The sequence below is a fragment of the Streptomyces sp. NL15-2K genome, from assembly GCF_030551255.1.
Classification (GTDB): Bacteria; Actinomycetota; Actinomycetes; order Streptomycetales; family Streptomycetaceae; genus Streptomyces.
The window spans coordinates 6,591,584-6,608,496 of sequence record NZ_CP130630.1 but is presented as its reverse complement, the minus strand read 5'-3'; the positions used below and the strand labels follow the sequence as shown (position 1 = coordinate 6,608,496).

General features: G+C 72.4%; 18 protein-coding genes. 5 read left to right on the top strand and 13 right to left on the bottom strand.

The annotated features are described in order from the left end of the window. Positions 1-66 precede the first annotated feature (66 nt). Positions 67-678: an SCO3374 family protein gene (locus Q4V64_RS29800; RefSeq protein WP_124440187.1), complete on the top strand. Its 612-nt coding sequence runs from the start codon at positions 67-69 to the stop codon at positions 676-678. Positions 679-687: 9 nt separating this feature from the next. On the opposite strand, the gene Q4V64_RS29795 is transcribed toward Q4V64_RS29800, so the two are convergent. The 10 genes from Q4V64_RS29795 to Q4V64_RS29750 all read right to left on the bottom strand — a co-directional run bounded on the left by Q4V64_RS29795 (position 688) and on the right by Q4V64_RS29750 (position 9,070). Further along, complete coding sequence (locus Q4V64_RS29795; RefSeq protein ID WP_037717519.1) at positions 688-1,023, bottom strand: Lsr2 family protein; 336 nt, start codon at positions 1,021-1,023, stop codon at positions 688-690. 254 nt (positions 1,024-1,277) lie between these two features. Then, positions 1,278-1,826, bottom strand: a complete 549-nt coding sequence (locus tag Q4V64_RS29790) for an amino-acid N-acetyltransferase (protein WP_124440188.1) — start codon at positions 1,824-1,826, stop codon at positions 1,278-1,280. 9 nt (positions 1,827-1,835) lie between these two features. Further along, positions 1,836-2,324, bottom strand: coding sequence for a BlaI/MecI/CopY family transcriptional regulator (locus Q4V64_RS29785; protein WP_124440189.1), 489 nt, complete (start codon positions 2,322-2,324; stop codon positions 1,836-1,838). A 169-nt stretch (positions 2,325-2,493) separates the two neighbouring features. Then, entirely contained in the window at positions 2,494-2,688 is a 195-nt protein-coding gene (locus Q4V64_RS29780) for a hypothetical protein (protein ID WP_124440190.1), read from the bottom strand. A gap of 66 nt (positions 2,689-2,754) precedes the next feature. Continuing rightward, a complete protein-coding gene (locus tag Q4V64_RS29775) occupies positions 2,755-3,468 on the bottom strand; it encodes a hypothetical protein (RefSeq protein WP_124440253.1) in 714 nt (237 codons plus the stop codon). A 170-nt stretch (positions 3,469-3,638) separates the two neighbouring features. Beyond that, positions 3,639-4,436, bottom strand: a complete 798-nt coding sequence (locus Q4V64_RS29770) for a type III pantothenate kinase (RefSeq protein WP_124440191.1) — start codon at positions 4,434-4,436, stop codon at positions 3,639-3,641. Between the two features lie 5 nt (positions 4,437-4,441). Then, positions 4,442-5,428, bottom strand: a complete 987-nt coding sequence (gene nadC, locus Q4V64_RS29765) for a carboxylating nicotinate-nucleotide diphosphorylase (protein WP_124440192.1) — start codon at positions 5,426-5,428, stop codon at positions 4,442-4,444. Positions 5,429-5,433: 5 nt separating this feature from the next. Then, entirely contained in the window at positions 5,434-7,155 is a 1,722-nt protein-coding gene (locus Q4V64_RS29760; protein WP_124440193.1) for an L-aspartate oxidase, read from the bottom strand. Further along, on the bottom strand, positions 7,152-8,144 hold the full coding sequence (gene panC / locus Q4V64_RS29755; RefSeq protein WP_124440194.1) for a pantoate--beta-alanine ligase: 993 nt from the start codon (positions 8,142-8,144) through the stop codon (positions 7,152-7,154). The genes Q4V64_RS29760 and panC overlap by 4 nt, the downstream gene beginning before the upstream one ends. Continuing rightward, the gene (locus tag Q4V64_RS29750; protein WP_124440195.1) at positions 8,141-9,070 is read right to left on the bottom strand and encodes a DUF2520 domain-containing protein; all 930 of its coding nucleotides are present in this window, start codon (positions 9,068-9,070) and stop codon (positions 8,141-8,143) included. Before Q4V64_RS29750 ends, panC begins: the two co-directional genes overlap by 4 nt. A gap of 184 nt (positions 9,071-9,254) precedes the next feature. Here Q4V64_RS29750 and Q4V64_RS29745 point away from each other — a divergent pair, with 184 nt between their 5' ends. Continuing rightward, positions 9,255-10,451 carry a beta-eliminating lyase-related protein gene (locus Q4V64_RS29745; RefSeq protein WP_124440196.1) on the top strand — a complete coding sequence of 399 codons (1,197 nt, stop codon included), beginning with the start codon at positions 9,255-9,257 and terminating at the stop codon, positions 10,449-10,451. A 273-nt stretch (positions 10,452-10,724) separates the two neighbouring features. Here the strand turns inward: Q4V64_RS29745 and Q4V64_RS29740 are convergent, their stop codons facing one another. Then, entirely contained in the window at positions 10,725-11,396 is a 672-nt protein-coding gene (locus Q4V64_RS29740; RefSeq protein ID WP_124440197.1) for a response regulator transcription factor, read from the bottom strand. Positions 11,397-11,472: 76 nt separating this feature from the next. After that, positions 11,473-12,675, bottom strand: coding sequence for a sensor histidine kinase (locus Q4V64_RS29735; RefSeq protein ID WP_124440198.1), 1,203 nt, complete (start codon positions 12,673-12,675; stop codon positions 11,473-11,475). A gap of 130 nt (positions 12,676-12,805) precedes the next feature. Between Q4V64_RS29735 and Q4V64_RS29730 the strand changes: the two genes are divergently transcribed. Continuing rightward, positions 12,806-13,849: an SAM-dependent methyltransferase gene (locus Q4V64_RS29730; protein ID WP_124440199.1), complete on the top strand. Its 1,044-nt coding sequence runs from the start codon at positions 12,806-12,808 to the stop codon at positions 13,847-13,849. Here Q4V64_RS29730 and Q4V64_RS29725 read toward each other — a convergent pair. Beyond that, complete coding sequence (locus Q4V64_RS29725) at positions 13,814-14,965, bottom strand: NADH-quinone oxidoreductase subunit D (RefSeq protein WP_124440200.1); 1,152 nt, start codon at positions 14,963-14,965, stop codon at positions 13,814-13,816. The genes Q4V64_RS29730 and Q4V64_RS29725 overlap by 36 nt on opposite strands. A 31-nt stretch (positions 14,966-14,996) precedes the next feature. Here Q4V64_RS29725 and Q4V64_RS29720 point away from each other — a divergent pair, with 31 nt between their 5' ends. Continuing rightward, positions 14,997-15,545, top strand: coding sequence for a PH domain-containing protein (locus Q4V64_RS29720; protein WP_124440201.1), 549 nt, complete (start codon positions 14,997-14,999; stop codon positions 15,543-15,545). Next, complete coding sequence (locus Q4V64_RS29715) at positions 15,542-16,879, top strand: PH domain-containing protein (protein WP_124440202.1); 1,338 nt, start codon at positions 15,542-15,544, stop codon at positions 16,877-16,879. The genes Q4V64_RS29720 and Q4V64_RS29715 overlap by 4 nt, the downstream gene beginning before the upstream one ends. The last annotated feature ends 34 nt before the right edge of the window (positions 16,880-16,913 follow it).

Here is a 16,913-nt window from a genome sequence, read left to right as displayed (position 1 = left end):
GGCACTTTGCGCACTTGCGCAGATACCCAACGTAACTCGCGCGCCTCTTCGGCGGTTGCGCTTGGCATGGTTGGCACCCTTCCCCCGGTCACGACGATCCCGCTTCCCCGTCGGCCGCTCGATCCGAGCGATCGGGTCCGCCGGTGGTACGAGAACGAACTGGGGTGGCCGACGGTGCCCGCGCGTCCCGGAAGTCCCGCCGGCACTCCGGTACGGCTGGTCGTGGGCCTGCGTTTCGACGTTCTCGATGTGCCGGCCGAGGCGGGCCACGCGGCGCTGCGCCACCTGGCGCCGAGCTCTCCGGTGGCGCTGAGGGGCGACCGGATGCGGCTGCTGGTGGCCGCGGGCAGCGCGGAGGAGTTGCCCGGGGTGCTGGACTGGCTGGAGTGGGGTGCGCTCCCGCTCGACCTCACGGTGATCGGCGAGGGCGGTCTCATGGACGCGCCGCCGCCCCCTCCGCGGGGATGGGCCGGCGCCCCGCAGGGGGCCGCCGTGTGGCTGCGACCCCCCGAGCCTGGGTGCGAGGTCGAGGCCTCGCTGCCGACTCTGTCGGCCATGGGGAGCTGCGGGGGCGGTGGGGGCGCCCCCGATCTCGTAAGAGTGGTGGACACGGTGGCAACGCAGTGCCACCGCTTGTGGCTGCGGCGCGCACGCACCCAGTCCTTGGCCGGCTCGTAGCTGCCGGGATCAGGCGTTGGCCTTCTCGTATGCCTCGCGAATGGACGCCGGAACACGGCCGCGGTCATTGACCTCGTAACCGTTCTCCTTCGCCCACGCGCGGATCTGCGCGGTGTCCTGGCTGCCACCGGAAGCGGCGCGCGCCTTTCCACGCCCACCCGAAGCACGGCCTCCGGTACGACGGCCGCCCTTCACGTAAGGGTCGAGAAGACCGCGCAACTTGTCCGCATTGGCGGTCGTGAGATCGATCTCGTACGTCTTGCCGTCCAACGCGAACGTGACGGTCTCGTCCGCCTCGCCGCCGTCGATGTCATCGACAAGAAGGACCTGAACCTTCTGTGCCACCGGATTTCCTTTCATCCATAACTTGTGGGCCGGGGGTCTGCGGCGTCCGCCGTTTCGCCGTCCCCTGTTATATGCAGTACTGCAGTACGTCGGAAAGCAAACCGCTTTTGCTGGAAAAACACAAACCCCCGGGAGAGACTGACGGGCCCGCCCCAGTCCGGAAACATGCGCGTTTCGGACATAGGGCACCGGGGCAGGGCTCCGGCGGGCTGAATACGGCTCCCATACGCCTCCCATACGGGTCCCGTCGGCGATCACAGGTGCAGAAGCATGCGACTGTTGCCCAAGGTGTTCGGTTTCACTCGTTCGAGACCGAGGAACTCCGCGACGCCTTCGTCATAGGAACGCAGCAGCTCCGCGTAGACATCGGTGTCGACGGGCGTCTCACCGATCTCGACGAAGCCGTGCTTGCCGAAGAAGTCGACTTCGAAGGTCAGACAGAAAACGCGGCGAACGCCGAGCCAGCGCGCGGTGTGCAGCAACTTCTCCAGCAACTGATGGCCGACGCCGGCGCCCTTCAGGCCGCGCTTCACCGCGAGAGTGCGGACTTCCGCGAGGTCTTCCCACATCACGTGCAGGGCGCCGCAGCCGACGACCTCGCCGTTGTCGTCGCGTTCGGCGACCCAGAACTCCTGGATGTCCTCGTAAAGCGTCACCGTGGCTTTGTCGAGCAGGATGCGGGCGCGGACGTACTCGTCAAGGAGACGACGTACGGCCGGGACATCGCTGGTGCGGGCCCGCCGGACGGTGATGGCTTTTGCGGTGACTTCGGGGCTCTCCGGTGAGGGGCTCTCTGCTGACATGAGCGGACGCTATCGCCCGCGGCCGCCCGGTGCCGAGCCGGGGTTCTCCTCAGTGGTATCGGGCGCGGTGGTATCGGGGGCAGGGGTATCCGAGGCGGCGGAATCGCCTGAGGTCTCCGGGGCCGGTTCGGCTGTTTCGGGCCCCTGGACGATGCGAACGGCGTCCCGCAGGGCCCGCCGCTGTTCGTCGCTCATCATGCCGAAGAACGCGACGAGAGCGGCGGCGGGGTTGTCACTCTGCGACCAGGCGTCGTTCATCAGCGCGGCGGCGTAGGCGGCCCGTGTGGAGACCGCCTCATATCGATAGGCCCGGCCTTCGGCCTCACGGCGCACCCAGCCCTTCTGATGGAGATTGTCCAAAACGGTCATCACCGTGGTGTAGGCGATGGACCGTTCCTGCTGAAGATCTTCCAGGACTTCTCGAACGGTCACCGGGCGGTTCCACTTCCACACCCGCGTCATGACCGCGTCTTCGAGTTCTCCCAATGGGCGAGGCACAGCTCAGCACCATAGTGGGACTTCCCGACATTGGCCTGGCGAACGTGCGCTTCCACGTCAATCGGCACATAAAGGGCGCACGACTCGGAAAGCGTGGGAGTCGTACGCCGGTGGCGGCGTCGCCTGCTGCGGCCGCGGGCGTGGGCCCGGGCCAGGGCTGCGGCGGGGCTCAGGCGTCGGTGGCGCGGGAGGAGTTGTCCCCGGAGTTCTGCCGGACGCCCTCCGCGCGCGCGAGGGCGGCGTCGACGGCCGCGTCCTCCTTGGCCTTGTTGGCCCCGCCCTGGGTCTTCACGATCACCCTGATCAGGCCGATGAAGAACACGGCCATGACAGCCGGGGGCAGGAGCGCGGAGACGTAGTCCATGCGTCCAGAGTAGCCACGGGCCGGGGGACGGGCGGGGCGGGGTGGGGCGAAACGGGCCGGCCGGACTCAGCCGGCGGCCAGCTGCTGCGGCGGGTTGGCGGGCGGCGGGGCCGGCTTGCGGCGCGGGAAGACCTCACCGGGTGTGGGGATGGGACGCGACGGTTTGGGGGTGGCGGGTGCGGGCTTGGGGGCGGGCCGTTCGGGCCGCTCGGCGGGCTTCTGCGCGGGTTTCCTCGCGGGTTCCGTGGCCGGATCCTTGACGAGGTCCGGGGCTCCGGCGTCGCGCTGCCGGGGCGCCCTCCGCGCCGCGGGGTCCTCGGCGGTGGCGCAGCGCCCCTCAGGGAGGGCCAGGAGGGGCGTACGGGAGGCGGGGACGGCCGGGGTGGACTGGACTGCCGGACGGGTCGCGAAAGGGGCCGGACGGGCGCGTGCGTCCTGCTCGGCCGGCGCCTGGCAACGGTTCAGCAGGGCCGCCGCGACGGGATTGCCACGCAGGGCCCTCAGGGCGGCGAGGTCGTCCGGGTGCGGGCGGTATCCGGCACGCAGCGCCTCCTCCAGGAGGGTGAGATAGCCGGCGGCGGTGCCGGGCAGGGCGGCGCGGTACCGGGCGAGGTCGGCCACCAGGAAGGCCCGCAGCCGGGCGCCCTCGCGCATGGCCTCGTCGAGGGTGCCGGCGAGGAGGAGGCAGTCCTGGACGTCCTCGGCCGAGGCGGGCGTGGGCTGAAGGGCGAGGGCGAGAGCGCGGCGGAGCACACGCAGCTCCTCCACACCGAACGCCATGCCGCCGCGGGATCCGTATGGCGTGGGCATGCGGCGACAATACGCGCTAATCAGACAAACTCGACACAGGGCGGCCGGGTGTGGCGCACGGAGCCACCCGGGCGGACGTGCGGTTCCTCAGGTAGGGGCGGCGGGGGCGAACAACCTCCGACGCCCGCCCCCACCCCGAGTCACATACGCGACACGTTCCGCTCGTACACCAATCGCAACCCGATCAACGTCAGCCACGGTTCGTGCTCGTCTATCACCGAGGACTCCCCCAGCACCATGGGCGCGAGCCCACCCGTGGCGATCACCGTCACATCGTCCGGATCCTCCGCCAGCTCCCGCGCCATCCGGCTGACGACCCCGTCGACCTGACCCGCGAACCCGTAGATGATGCCGGCCTGCATCGCCTCGACCGTGTTCTTGCCGATCACGCTCCGCGGCCGCGCCACCTCGATCTTCCGCAGCTGCGCGCCCTTGACGCCCAGCGCCTCGACCGAGATCTCGATACCGGGCGCGATGACACCGCCGACGTACTCCCCGCGCGCGGACACCGCGTCGAACGTCGTCGCCGTACCGAAGTCGACGACGATCGCGGGCCCGCCGTACATGTCGACCGCCGCCACCGCGTTGATGATCCGGTCCGCGCCGACCTCCTTCGGGTTGTCCGTCAGGATCGGCACGCCCGTCTTCACGCCCGGCTCCACCAGGACGGCGGGCACGTCGCCGTAGTAGCGCCGGGTCACCTCGCGCAACTCGTGCAGCACCGAAGGAACCGTCGCGCAGATCGCGATGCCGTCGATGCCGTCGCCCAGTTCGTCGCCCAGGAGCGGGTGCATGCCCATCAGGCCCTGCAACAGCACCGCCAGCTCGTCCGCCGTGCGGCGCGCGTCCGTCGAGATCCGCCAGTGCTCGACGATGTCCTCGCCGTCGAACAGGCCCAGAACCGTGTGCGTGTTGCCTACGTCGATCGTGAGGAGCATGCCGACTACTCCGCCTCGCGCAGGTCCAGGCCGATGTCCAGGATCGGCGAGGAGTGGGTCAGGGCCCCTACGGCGAGGTAGTCGACGCCCGTGTCGGCGTACGCGCGCGCGTTCTCCAGGGTCAGGCGGCCCGAGGCCTCCAGCGCCGAGCGGCCGTGGACGATGGCCACCGCCTCCTCGCAGTCGCCCGGCGCGAAGTTGTCCAGCAGGATCAGGTCGGCGCCCGCGTCGACGACCTCGCGCAGCTGGTGGAGGGTGTCGACCTCGACCTCGACCGGTACGTCCGGGAAGGCCTCCCGTACGGCCTTGAATGCCTGCGCGACTCCGCCCGCGGCGACCACGTGGTTGTCCTTGACCAGGGCCGCGTCGGACAACGACATGCGGTGGTTGACGCCGCCGCCGCACCGCACCGCGTACTTCTCCAGGGAGCGCAGTCCCGGCGTCGTCTTGCGGGTGTCCCGCACCCGGGCCTTGGTGCCCTCCAGGGCGTCCGCCCACGCGCGCGTGGCGGTCGCGATGCCCGACAGGCGACACAGGAGGTTGAGGGCGCTGCGTTCGGCCGTCAGCAGGTCACGCGTGCGCGTGGTGACCGACAGGAGCTTCTGCCCGGCCTCCACGCGGTCGCCGTCCTCCACATGGCGCTCGACCTCGAACTCGTCCGTACAGACGATCGAGACGACCGCTTCGGCGACCCTCAGGCCGGCCACGACGCCTGCCTCGCGCGCGGTGAAGTCGGCGGTGGCGACGGCGTCCTCGGGGATGGTCGCGACGGTCGTCACGTCCACGCCGTGGGCGAGGTCCTCCTGGATGGCGACGTTGGCGATGTCCTCGACCTCCACGGGGTCGAGTCCGGCGTCGGCCAGGAGCTGGGCGAGCGCGGGGTCGAGCCCGCACTCCAGGTATTGCTCATCCACCGTGTCGGAGGCAGCGCCACAGGCACAGCCGTCGCCGCAGCCTCCGGTCGGCGCGAGGGGGAGGTCGGGGGTGCTCACTTCTGTCACTGCTCCTGGGGACGGTGCTGCTGCCGGGTCGGGGGGAAGTCTGGAGTGTCCGTGGTGTGTACCGCCAGCGTCCGGTCCGGATTCAGCCGTACGACGATGTGGCGGCGCCACGTCGTGTCGTCCCGGTCGGCGTGGTCCTCGCGCCAGTGGCAGCCGCGGGTCTCCTCACGCAGGCGCGCGGCGGCGACCAGGACGCGGGCCACGCACAGGAGGTTGGTGGCCTCCCAGGTGTCGACGCCGGGCTCGGCCGTCTTGCCGTTCTCGTCGAGGGCGTCACGGGCGTCGGTGTGCAGCCGCTGGAGGGCGTCCGCCGCGGTCGCCAGGGACCCGGCCGAGCGCAGGACGGCCGCGCCCTCGGTCATGATCCGCTGGATCGCGAAGCGGGCCTCGGGTTCGAGCAGGGGGTGCGCGGGCTTCTCGGGGTGCTCGACGGGTGCGGGTACGCGCGCGTGGAGGCCGTTTTCCGCGCGGCTGCCGGCGATGTCGGCGACGATGCGCTCGGCGTAGACCAGGCCCTCCAGGAGGGAGTTCGACGCGAGCCGGTTCGCGCCGTGCACGCCGGTGCAGGCGACCTCGCCGCACGCGTACAGGCCGGGGACGGTCGTACGGCCGTGGGGGTCGGTGCGGACGCCGCCGGAGGCGTAGTGGGCGGCCGGGGCGATCGGGATGGGCTCGTGGACGGGGTCGATGCCGTGGGCACGGCAGGCGGCGAGGATCGTCGGGAAGCGGTGCTCCCACATGTCGGCGCCGAAGTGCCGGGCGTCGAGGAACATGTGCTCGGCGCCCTGCTCCTGCATACGGCGCATGATGCCCTTGGCGACGATGTCCCGGGGGGCCAACTCGGCGAGCTCGTGCTGCCCGACCATGAAGCGCACGCCGTCGGCGTCGACGAGGTGGGCGCCCTCGCCGCGTACGGCCTCGGAGACCAGGGGCTGCTGGCCCTCCGCGTCCGGGCCGAGGAACAGCACGGTGGGGTGGAACTGCACGAATTCCAGGTCCGAGACCTCCGCGCCCGCACGCAGGGCGAGCGCCACGCCGTCGCCCGTCGACACGGACGGGTTGGTGGTCGCGGAGAACACCTGGCCCATGCCGCCGGTGGCGAGGACGACCGCGGGGGCGTGCACGGCTCCCACGCCGTCGTGCTGGCCCTCGCCCATGACGTGCAGGGTGACGCCCGCGGTGCGGCCGTCGGCGTCCGTGAGCAGGTCGAGGACCAGCGCGTTCTCGATCGCACGCACGCCACGCGCGCGTACGGCCTCGACGAGCGCCCGGGAGATCTCCGCGCCGGTCGCGTCGCCGCCGGCGTGCGCGATACGGCGGCGGTGGTGGCCGCCCTCGCGGGTGAGTTCCAGCCGTCCTTCGGCGGACTCGTCGAAGTGGGCGCCGGTCTCGATGAGGCGGCGGACGGCGGCGGGGCCCTCCGTGACGAGGATCCGTACGGCCTCCTCGTCGCACAGGCCCACGCCCGCCACCAGCGTGTCGTCCAGGTGCTGTTCGGGGGTGTCGCCCTCGCCCAGGGCCGCGGCGATGCCGCCCTGCGCCCAGCGGGTGGAGCCGTCGTCGAGGCGGGCCTTGGTGACGACGACCGTCCTCAGGCCGGCAGCCTCGCAGCGCAGGGCCGCGGTCAGGCCGGCGACTCCGGAGCCGACGACGACCACGTCCGCGTCGATGTTCCACCCGGGCGCGGGCGCGTGCAGTCGTATGCCTGTGCTGGTCACGAGGCGGCTCCGAAGGTGAGGGGGATGTTGTCGATCAACCGGGTCGTCCCGACCCGGGCTGCGACGGCGAGAACGGCCTCGCCGGTGAAGTCGTCCTCGATCTCGGTGAAGTCGGACGGGTCGACCAGGGCCAGGTAGTCCAGGGCCAGGGGCGGGTCGAGGCGGGCGGCCTCGTCGAGGACCAGGCGGGCGGCCGCGCGGACGGCCGACGGGGCGCCCGGGAGCGCCTTCGCGACGGCGTGGGCGTCGGCCGCCGCGCGGGACTCGCCCAGGGCGCTGAGGGCCTCGGCTCGCGCGTGTGTGGCGGGCACTTCGCGCGCCCGCGCGCGCAGTGCCTCCTGCGCGGCGTGCCGGTCGCGGCCCGCGAACAGCGCCTGGGACAGCGCGAGCGCGGTGCGCCGCTCGGCGGGCGAGAGGTAGCGGTTGCGGCTGGACAGGGCCAGGCCGTCCTCCTCGCGCACGGTCGGGACGCCGACGATCTCTATGCCGAAGTTCAGGTCCCGCACCATGCGCCGGATCAGGGCGAGTTGCTGGGCGTCCTTCTGTCCGTACAGCGCCACATCGGGGCGGGTGAGGTGCAGCAGCTTGGCGACGACGGTGAGCATGCCGTCGAAGTGGCCGGGGCGGGAGGCGCCTTCCAAGCGCTCCCCCATGGGACCGGCGCTGATCCGGACCTGGGGCTCGCCGCCCGGGTAGACCTCCTCGACGGCCGGGGCGAACACCGCGTCGGCGCCGGACTGTTCGGCGATCTTGACGTCGGCGTCCAGCGTGCGCGGGTAGCGGTCGAGGTCCTCGCCCTTGCCGAACTGCAAGGGGTTCACGAAGACGGTGACCACGACCTCGCCGTCCGGGCCGGCGATCTCGCGCGCGGTGCGGATCAGGGTGGCGTGGCCCTCGTGCAGGGCGCCCATGGTCATGACGACGGCACGGCGGCCCACGCGCGCGCGTGCGTGCAGTTCGCCGGCGGTGCGCAGCAGCGCTGTGGTCATCGGGCGTCCCCTTCGGTGCCGTCGGTCCCGTCGGCGAGTACCCCGAGGAGGTCCTCCGCGAGTTCCGGCTTCAGCAGTCCGTGGGCGAGCGCCCGGTCCGCCGTCGCGCGCGCCATCGCCAGGTAGCCGGCGACGGCCTGCGGGGCGTGCTCGCGCAGCTGTTGGACATGGGCGGCGACCGTGCCGGCGTCCCCGCGCGCGACGGGGCCGGTGAGGGCCGCGTCACCGGAACGCAGGGCGTTGTCGAGGGCGGCGCCGAGGAGGGGGCCGAGCATCCGGTCGGGGGCCGCGACACCGGCCGTGCGCAGCAGCTCCAGGGACTGGGCGACCAGCGTCACCAGGTGGTTGGCGCCCAGGGCGAGGGCAGCGTGGTAGAGCGGGCGGTTCTCCTCGGCGATCCACTCGGGTTCGCCGCCCATCTCGATGACGAGGGCCTCGGCGGCCAGCCGCAGTTCGTCGGGCGCGGTGACGCCGAAGGAGCATCCGGCCAGGCGCTGGACGTCCACGGGGGTGCCGGTGAAGGTCATCGCCGGGTGCAGGGCCAGTGGCAGCGCGCCCGCGCGCAGGGCGGGGTCCAGGACCTTCGCGCCGTACCGTCCGGAGGTGTGCACCAGCAGCTGGCCCGGCCGCACGGCCCCGGTCTCGGCGAGGCCCTCGACAAGCCCGGGCAGGGCGTCGTCGGGGACGGTCAGCAGCACCAGGTCCGCGCGCTTCATGACCTCGGCGGGCGGGACGATCGGTACGTCGGGCAGCAGCTCCGCGGCGCGCTTTCTGGAGGCCTCGGAGACCCCGGACGCGGCCACCGGGCGGTGCCCGGCGAGTTGCAGGGACGCGGCGAGTGCGGGGCCCACGCGGCCGGCGCCGATGACGCCGACGGTGAGCCGCGCGGGGCGGTCCTTGGGATCTGGCTGGTGGACTGTACTCACGCGACGGCGGCCTTCCCGTTCCAGTCCGCTCTGGGTACCGGACGATTTCTCGTCATGTTAACGCGATTGGTTCGAAGGGTGTTCGGTTGTCCACAGGCTGTGGGTTTCTGCACACGGGGCGGGCACGGGCGGTGGTACGGAATGCGGGTGCCCGCGCGGACGGCCGCACGGCATGATCCGAGGTATGACGGACACGGCGGAACAGGGCGGACAGCAGTCGGCGCAGGAGCGGTTGCGGCAGCGGCGGACGGCCGCCTGCCAGGGGGCGGAGCGCGTTCTCGCGCGCGCGGGCTTCCGCAGCACACTCCGCGAACGGCTCGCGCTGCTTCAGGACGCGGCTCCGCAGGTGTACGACCTGGACGAGCCCGGGGACACGTACGGCAACCGGATCGTGGAAGCCCTGGAGGAACGCGTCGCCGCGCTGCTGGGGACGGAGGCCGCCGCGTTCTTCCCGACCGGCACGATGGCCCAGCAGATCGCCCTGCGCTGCTGGGCGGGCCGCACCGGCAACCCCACGGTGGCGCTGCACGCGCTGGCCCACCCCGAGGTGCACGAACGAGGCGCGCTCAGCGAGGTCGGCGGACTGCGCCCGGTCCGCGTCACGAGCCAGCCCCGACTACCGACGGCCGAGGAGGTGCGCGACTTCGAGGAGCCCTTCGGGGCGCTGATGCTGGAACTGCCCCTCAGGGACGCCGGTTTCGTGCTGCCCTCCTGGGAGGAGCTGACCGAGGTCGTGGAGGCGGCGCGCGAGCGCGACGCGGTGGTGCACTTCGACGGCGCCCGTCTGTGGGAGACCACGGTCCACTTCGGCCGCCCTCTGGACGAGATCGCAGGACTGGCGGACAGCGTCTACGTGTCGTTCTACAAGTCCCTCGACGGCTTCGGCGGCGCCGCGCTCGCCGCGCCACGGACGCTGGTGGAGGAGGCGAAGACCTGGCGGCACCGGTACGGCGGCACGGTCTTCCAGCAGTTCCCCACGGCGCTGTCGGCACTCGTCGGCCTGGAACGGGAACTGCCCCGGCTGCCGGAGTACGTCTCCCACGCGCGCGTGGTCGCCACCGCGCTGCGCGAGGGCTTCGCCGAGGCCGGCGTGCCGTGGGCGCGCGTGCACCCCGAGGAACCGCACACCCACCAGTTCCAGGTCTGGCTGCCGTACGACACGGACGTACTCGGCGAGGCGGCGGTGCGGCAGGCCGAGGAGACGAAGACGCTGCTCTTCGCAGGTCCCTGGGGCCGGGGCGGGCCGGGGCTGGGCGTCACCGAGGTCACTGTCCAGGCCGACGGCCTGGAGTGGACAGCCGACGACGTGAAGGCGGCGGTCGCGGACTTCGTGTCCCGGCTGACGGGGGAGAACAGGCAGAACGGGACCGCGGCGTACTAGGCCTTGTCGTCAAATTCCCGTCGTCCGCCCGAAGGGCGGGCCGCGCGCCCCGCCGCGATGGGGGTCCCCCCGCTCGAGCGAAGCCGAGAGTGGGGGAGGCTGATGTCCGCGTAGGTGCGTGCTCTCGGCGTGCCGGGCGCAGGCCCTCGTACTGGTTGTACGTGGGTCTGTGCCCGGTGCGGCGAGTGGGGGCACCTCCCACGCCTTTAAGGCAGTGGGGGAGCGTGCCTGGCGTCGCGGGGCAGGCGGGAATTTGACGACAGGGCCTAGCCCTCAGCCGTTTCCACCCGCCCGCACCAGCCCCGTCTCGTACGCCAGGACGACCACCTGCACCCGGTCCCGCAGCCCCAGCTTGGTCAGGATGCGGCCCACGTGGGTCTTGACGGTCGCCTCGGACAGCACGAGCCGGGCCGCGATCTCCCCGTTGGACAGCCCCTGGGCGACCAGCACCATGACCTCGCGCTCGCGGTCGGTGAGCCGCTCCAGCTCCTTGTGCCGGGGCTCCTTGCCGGTGCTGGGCAGCATCGGCGCGAACCGGTCCAGGAGGCGGCGGGTGGTCGACGGCGCCACGACGGCGTCGCCGCTGTGCACGGAGCGGATGGCGGTCAGGAGCTCGCCGGGCGGCACGTCCTTGAGCATGAAGCCGGAGGCGCCCGCCTTCAGCCCGGAGAAGGCGTACTCGTCGAGGTCGAAGGTGGTCAGGATCAGCACCTTCGGCGGGTCGGGCTCCGAGCAGACGCGGCGGGTGGTCTCCACGCCGTCGAGCTTCGGCATGCGGACGTCCATCAGGACGACGTCGACGGCGGTGGAGCGCAGCACCTGGAGGGCCTCGACGCCGTCGCCCGCTTCCGCCACGACCTCCATGTCCGGCTGGGCGGCGAGCACCATCCGGAACCCGGTGCGCAGCAGCACCTGGTCGTCGACGAGCATCACGCGGATCGTCATCGGAGCCTCTTCCGTGTCATCTTCCGGGTCCGTCTGCGGAATCGTTACAGGTGTCAGTGGTCGGCGTGCGAAGGCGTCAGTGCGCCGGTTTGAGCGGGAGCAGGGCACTGATGCGGAATCCTCCGCCGGGGCGGGGGCCCGCGTCCAGGGTGCCGCCGACCATGCCGACCCTCTCACGCATGCCGATCAGGCCGTGGCCCCGGCCGTCGGCGCCGCCCTCCTCGTACAGCTCGTGCGGGGCGCCCTTGCCGTCGTCCTCGACGAGCAGGCCGAGCCCGTCGTCGAAGTACACCAGGCGCACACTCGCGCCCGCGTTCGGCCCGCCGTGCTTGCGGGTGTTGGTCAGCGCCTCCTGCACGATGCGGTACGCGGTGAGCTCGACGCCGCTGGGCAGGGGCCGCGGGGTGCCCTCGATCTTGAAGTCGACGGGCAGCCCGGAGCCGCGACACTGCTCGACGAGGTCCTCGATCTGCTCGACGTCGGGCTGCGGGACGTACTCGCCGCCCTCCTGGTGCTCGCCGGTGCGCAGCACGCCCAGCAGGCGGCGCATCTCGGCGAGGGCCTGGCGGCCGGTGGAGGAGATCGTCTCCAGGGCCTTCTTCGCCTGGTCGGGGGCCGCATCGAGGACGTAGGCGGCGCCGTCGGCCTGCACCACCATCACCGACACGTTGTGCGCGACCACGTCGTGCAGCTCGCGCGCGATCCGGGCGCGCTCGGCGGCGACCGCGACCTTCGCCTGCGCCTCGCGCTCCTTCTCCAGGCGCGCGGCCCGCTCCTCCAGCTGTGCGAAATAGGCGCGGCGGGTGCGGATCGAGTCGCCGAGCACCCAGGCGAGGGCGAACGGCACCGTCTGCAAGATCATCAGCGCGATATTGCCCGCGACGCCCGTCTGGTCGCTCGACCAGCGCAGCTGCGCCAGGGGAGCGGCGCACAGTCCCCCGGCCAGGGCGAGCCGGGAGGCCCAGCGGGCGCCCGTCACGGCCACCGTGTAGACGATCACCAGCAGGGCGAAGTCGGCGGCCGTCGTCTGGACGTCCAGCACGAGCTGCGCCACGCCGACCCCGGCAGCCAGCAGCAGCATCTTCTCCGGCATGCGCCGGCGCAGCGCGATCACCAGGCACAGCAGCAGGATGACCGGGACGATCGCCCCTGGTGAGTCGGTGCCGCGGGCCTCCTGACGGACCGCCTCGGACATGACCGAGATCCCGAGCAGGCAGACGGCCCAGAAGCTGTCGACCCACGTCGGGTACCTGCGGAGAAAATCGTAGAGGCGCTGCACGTAACCCAGCGTAGGGAAGCTGGATGCGTGCAGGGGTCAACCGGAGGGCCGATCCGTACCGCCCGCGCATACTCCGCAAGGTGGAGGCTGCGTTCCCCCGTGCGCTCAGCCGTGCGCTTAGCCTGAGCCCGTGACGGAGGTTGCGAAGGGCGAGTGGAGCGGCTGGCGGGCGGCTGCGGAGGCCGCGCTGTACGGGGCGGACGGCTTCTATCGCGGGGCCGAGGGGCCGGCCGCGCACTTCCGTACGTCCGTGCACGCGTCGCCGCTGTTCGCCCGGGCCGTGGCCCGGCTGCTGTGCCGGGTCGACGAGGCGCTGGGGCGGCCCGCCGCGCTGGACTTCGTCGACATGGCCGCCGGGCGCGGCGAGCTGGTCGCCGGGGTGCTCGCCGCGCTGCCCGCCGATGTGGCCGCACGCGCGCGTGGGTACGCCGTGGAGATCGCCGACCGCCCCAAGACCCTCGATCACCGGATCGAGTGGCTCGCCGAGCCGCCGCGGGGCGTCACAGGGCTGCTGTTCGCCAACGAATGGCTGGACAACGTGCCCGTGGAGGTCGCCGAGGTGGACTCCGCGGGCGTACCGCGCCTGGTGCTCGTACGGCGGGACGGCCGCGAGCGGCTCGGGGAGCCGGTCTCCGGTGCGCAGGCGCAGTGGCTCGCGCGATGGTGGCCGCTGCCGGCGGAGGAGGGGCTGCGGGCCGAGATCGGCCTGCCCCGGGACGAGGCGTGGGCGTCGGCGGTCGCGGCGGTCGACCGGGGGCTCGCCGTCGCCGTCGACTACGCGCACACCGCGGACGCGCGCCCGCCCTTCGGGACACTCACCGGCTTCCGCCAGGGGCGGGAGACGGCGCCCGTGCCCGACGGGTCGTGCGACATCACCGCGCACGTCGCCCTGGACGCGTGCACGCTCCCCGGTGGGCGCGTTCTGACCCAGCGCGAGGCCTTGCACACGTTGGGCGTCACGGGCGCACGCCCCCCGCTCGAACTCGCCTCCGCCCAACCCGCGGCCTACGTCCGCGCCCTCGCGAGCGCCGGTGAGGCCGCCGAGCTCACCGCCGTGGGCGGGCTCGGCGACTTCGGGTGGCTGCTCCAGCCGGTAGGAATTGCGGACGCACTCCTCAGGGAGCCACCCGCCGCGGGCCTACTTGTCGATGTCCCCGACCACGAAGAACAGTGACCCCAGGATCGCCACCATGTCCGCCACCAGCGTGCCCGGCAGCAACTCCACCAGGGCCTGGATGTTGTTGTACGAGGCGGAGCGCAGCTTCAACCGGTACGGGGTCTTCTCGCCCTTGCTGACCAGGTAGTAGCCGTTGATGCCGAGCGGATTCTCGGTCCACGCGTACGTGTGGCCCTCGGGCGCCTTCAGGACCTTGGGCAGCCGCTGGTTGATCGGGCCGGGCGGCAGCTCCGCGAGCCGGTCGAGGCAGGCGTCGGCGAGGTCGAGGGAGTTGTGGGTCTGCTCCAGGAGGCACTCGAAGCGGGCGAGGCAGTCACCCTCCTGCCGGGTCACCACCTTCAGGGTGTCCTGCAGTTCGCCGTATGCCAGATAGGGCTCGTCGCGGCGCAGGTCGAAGTCGACGCCCGAGGCGCGCGCGATCGGCCCGCTCACGCCGTACGCGTGCACGGCCTCCGGCGAGAGGGCGCCCACGCCCCGCGTGCGCCCCCGGAAGATCTCGTTGCCGAGCACCAGGTCGTCGAACCGGTCCATGCGGGAGCGCAGGGCCGCGACGGACGCACGCGCGCGTGACGTCCATCCGGCGGGCAGGTCCTCCTTGAGGCCGCCGACGCGGTTGAACATGTAGTGCATGCGCCCGCCGGAGATCTCCTCCATGACGTGCTGGAGTTCCTCGCGCTCCGTGAAGGCGTAGAAGATCGGCGTGATCCCGCCCAGCTCCAGCGGGTACGAGCCCAGGAACATCAGGTGGTTCAGCACCCGGTTGAGCTCGGCGAGCAGCGTGCGGGTCCACACCGCGCGCGCGGGGACCTCCATGCCGAGCATGCGCTCCACGCCGAGCACCACGCCCAGCTCGTTGGAGAACGCCGACAGCCAGTCGTGCCGGTTGGCGAGCATGATGATCTGGCGGTAGTCGCGCGCCTCGAACAGCTTCTCCGCGCCCCGGTGCATATAGCCGATCACCGGCTCCGCGTGCGTGATGCGCTCGCCGTCCAGGACGAGCCTGAGGCGCAGCACCCCGTGCGTGGACGGGTGCTGCGGGCCGATGTTGAGCACCATGTCGGTGCTCTCCGCGGCGCCGCCGATACCGACCATGGTCTCCGTCGTAGGAGTCATGGACCCAGTCTCTCCTACGTACGCTGGCCCTATGGAGACGGGGAGCCCGGAGAACGCGGGGACAGCGGGGGACGAGCCGGCGGCCGGCGGGCGGGTGGGGACCGAGCCGGTGGAGGCCGAAACCGTGTGGATCGGCCTGCCGCCGGGGCTGCTGCGGATGCGACGGCTGTTGCTGGTGGTGTGGCTGGGACTGCTGGCCGTGGGTCTGGGGCTGCTGCTCGGGCTGCTCGCCGGGCCCGCCTGGGCGGCCTTCGCCCTGCTGCCGCCGGCCCTGATGGCGTGGGGCTGGGTGATGCTCGGCCGCAACTGGGCCTCCTGGCGGTACGCCGAACGCGCCGACGACCTGCTGATCAGCCGGGGCGTGCTGTGGCAGGAGGAGACCGTCGTGCCGTACGGGCGGATGCAGCTGGTCGAGGTGACCTCCGGGCCCGTCGAACGGCACTTCGGGCTGGCCAGCGTGCAGCTGCACACGGCGGCCGCCGCCACCGACGCGACCATCCCGGGCCTCGACCCGGCCGAGGCGGAACGGCTGCGCGACCGGCTCACCGAACTCGGCGAGGCCCGATCGGCGGGCCTGTGACGACGCCGGGCGTCGACGGCGCCGTACGCGAGAAGCCGCCCGTCACCGAGCGGCGGCTGCATCCCATAACACCGCTCAGGCGGGCGTGGGCGCCGGTCGCCGTCGTCATCGGGTGGGCCGTGCACGACCCCGACCAGGCGCAGCGCCAGCTGACCCGGCTGACCACCACCACACTGCTGATCGCCTTCGCCGTACTCGTCCCGGCCGCCGCCCTCTACGGCTTTCTCACCTGGTGGTTCACCCACTTCGCGGTGACCGAGAGCGAACTGCGCATCCGGACCGGCCTGTTGTTCCGGCGCACCGCGCACATCCGGCTGGAACGGATCCAGGCCGTCGACGTCACCCAGCCACTGCTCGCCCGGGTGGCGGGCGTGGCGAAACTCAAACTCGACGTCATAGGCACCGACAAGAAGGACGAGCTCGCCTTCCTGGGCGAGGGCGAGGCGCGCGCCCTGCGCGCGGAACTCCTCGCGCGCGCCGCCGGTTTCGCGCCCGAGACCGCGCACGAGGTCGGCGAGGCGCCGTCCCGCGAGCTGCTGCGCGTGCCGCCGGGCGTCCTCGCCGTCTCCTTGGTGCTGACCGGCGCGACCTGGGGCACGCTGGCCGCCGCGCTCGTCGTACCGCCGGTGCTGTGGCTGGCCACCGAGAGCGTGTGGACGGTCCTCGCGACCGCGCTGCCGCTGCTGGGCGCGGCGGGCGCGAGCAGTGTGGGCCGGTTCGTCGGCGAGTACGACTGGACGGTGGGCGAGTCCCCGGACGGGCTGCGGATCGACCACGGACTGCTCGACCGCACGCACGAGACGGTGCCGCCGGGCCGCGTGCAGACCGTACGGATCGTGGAGCCGCTGCTGTGGCGGCGGCGCGGCTGGGTGCGGGTGGAGCTGGACGTGGCCGGGTCGTCCAACTCCGTGCTGGTACCGGTCGCTCCGCGGGAGGTCGCCGAGTCGGTCGTCGCGCGCGTGCTGCCCGGAGTGACCGTGCCGCCTGTGTCGGCGCTGTCCCGGTCGCCGCGCCGCGCCCGGTGGTGCGTGCCGGTGTGGTGGCGCGGCTACGGCTTCGCCGTCACCGACGCGGTGTTCGCGGCGCGGCACGGGCTGCTGCGGCGCAGTCTGGCACTCGTACCGCACGCGAAGGTGCAGAGCGTACGGCTCGCGCAAGGGCCCTGGGAGCGCGTCTGGCGGGTCGCCGACGTGCATGTGGACACCGGGGCCAACAAGACGGTGACAGCGCGGCTACGGGATGCCGAGGAGGCGGCGGAGCTGCTGCGGGGGCAGGCGGAGAGGTCGCGGACGGGGCGCAGGGACGCGCGGCCGGACCGGTGGATGGCGTCCTAGGCCGACAGGGCGCGCCCGCTGACAGGGCCAGCCG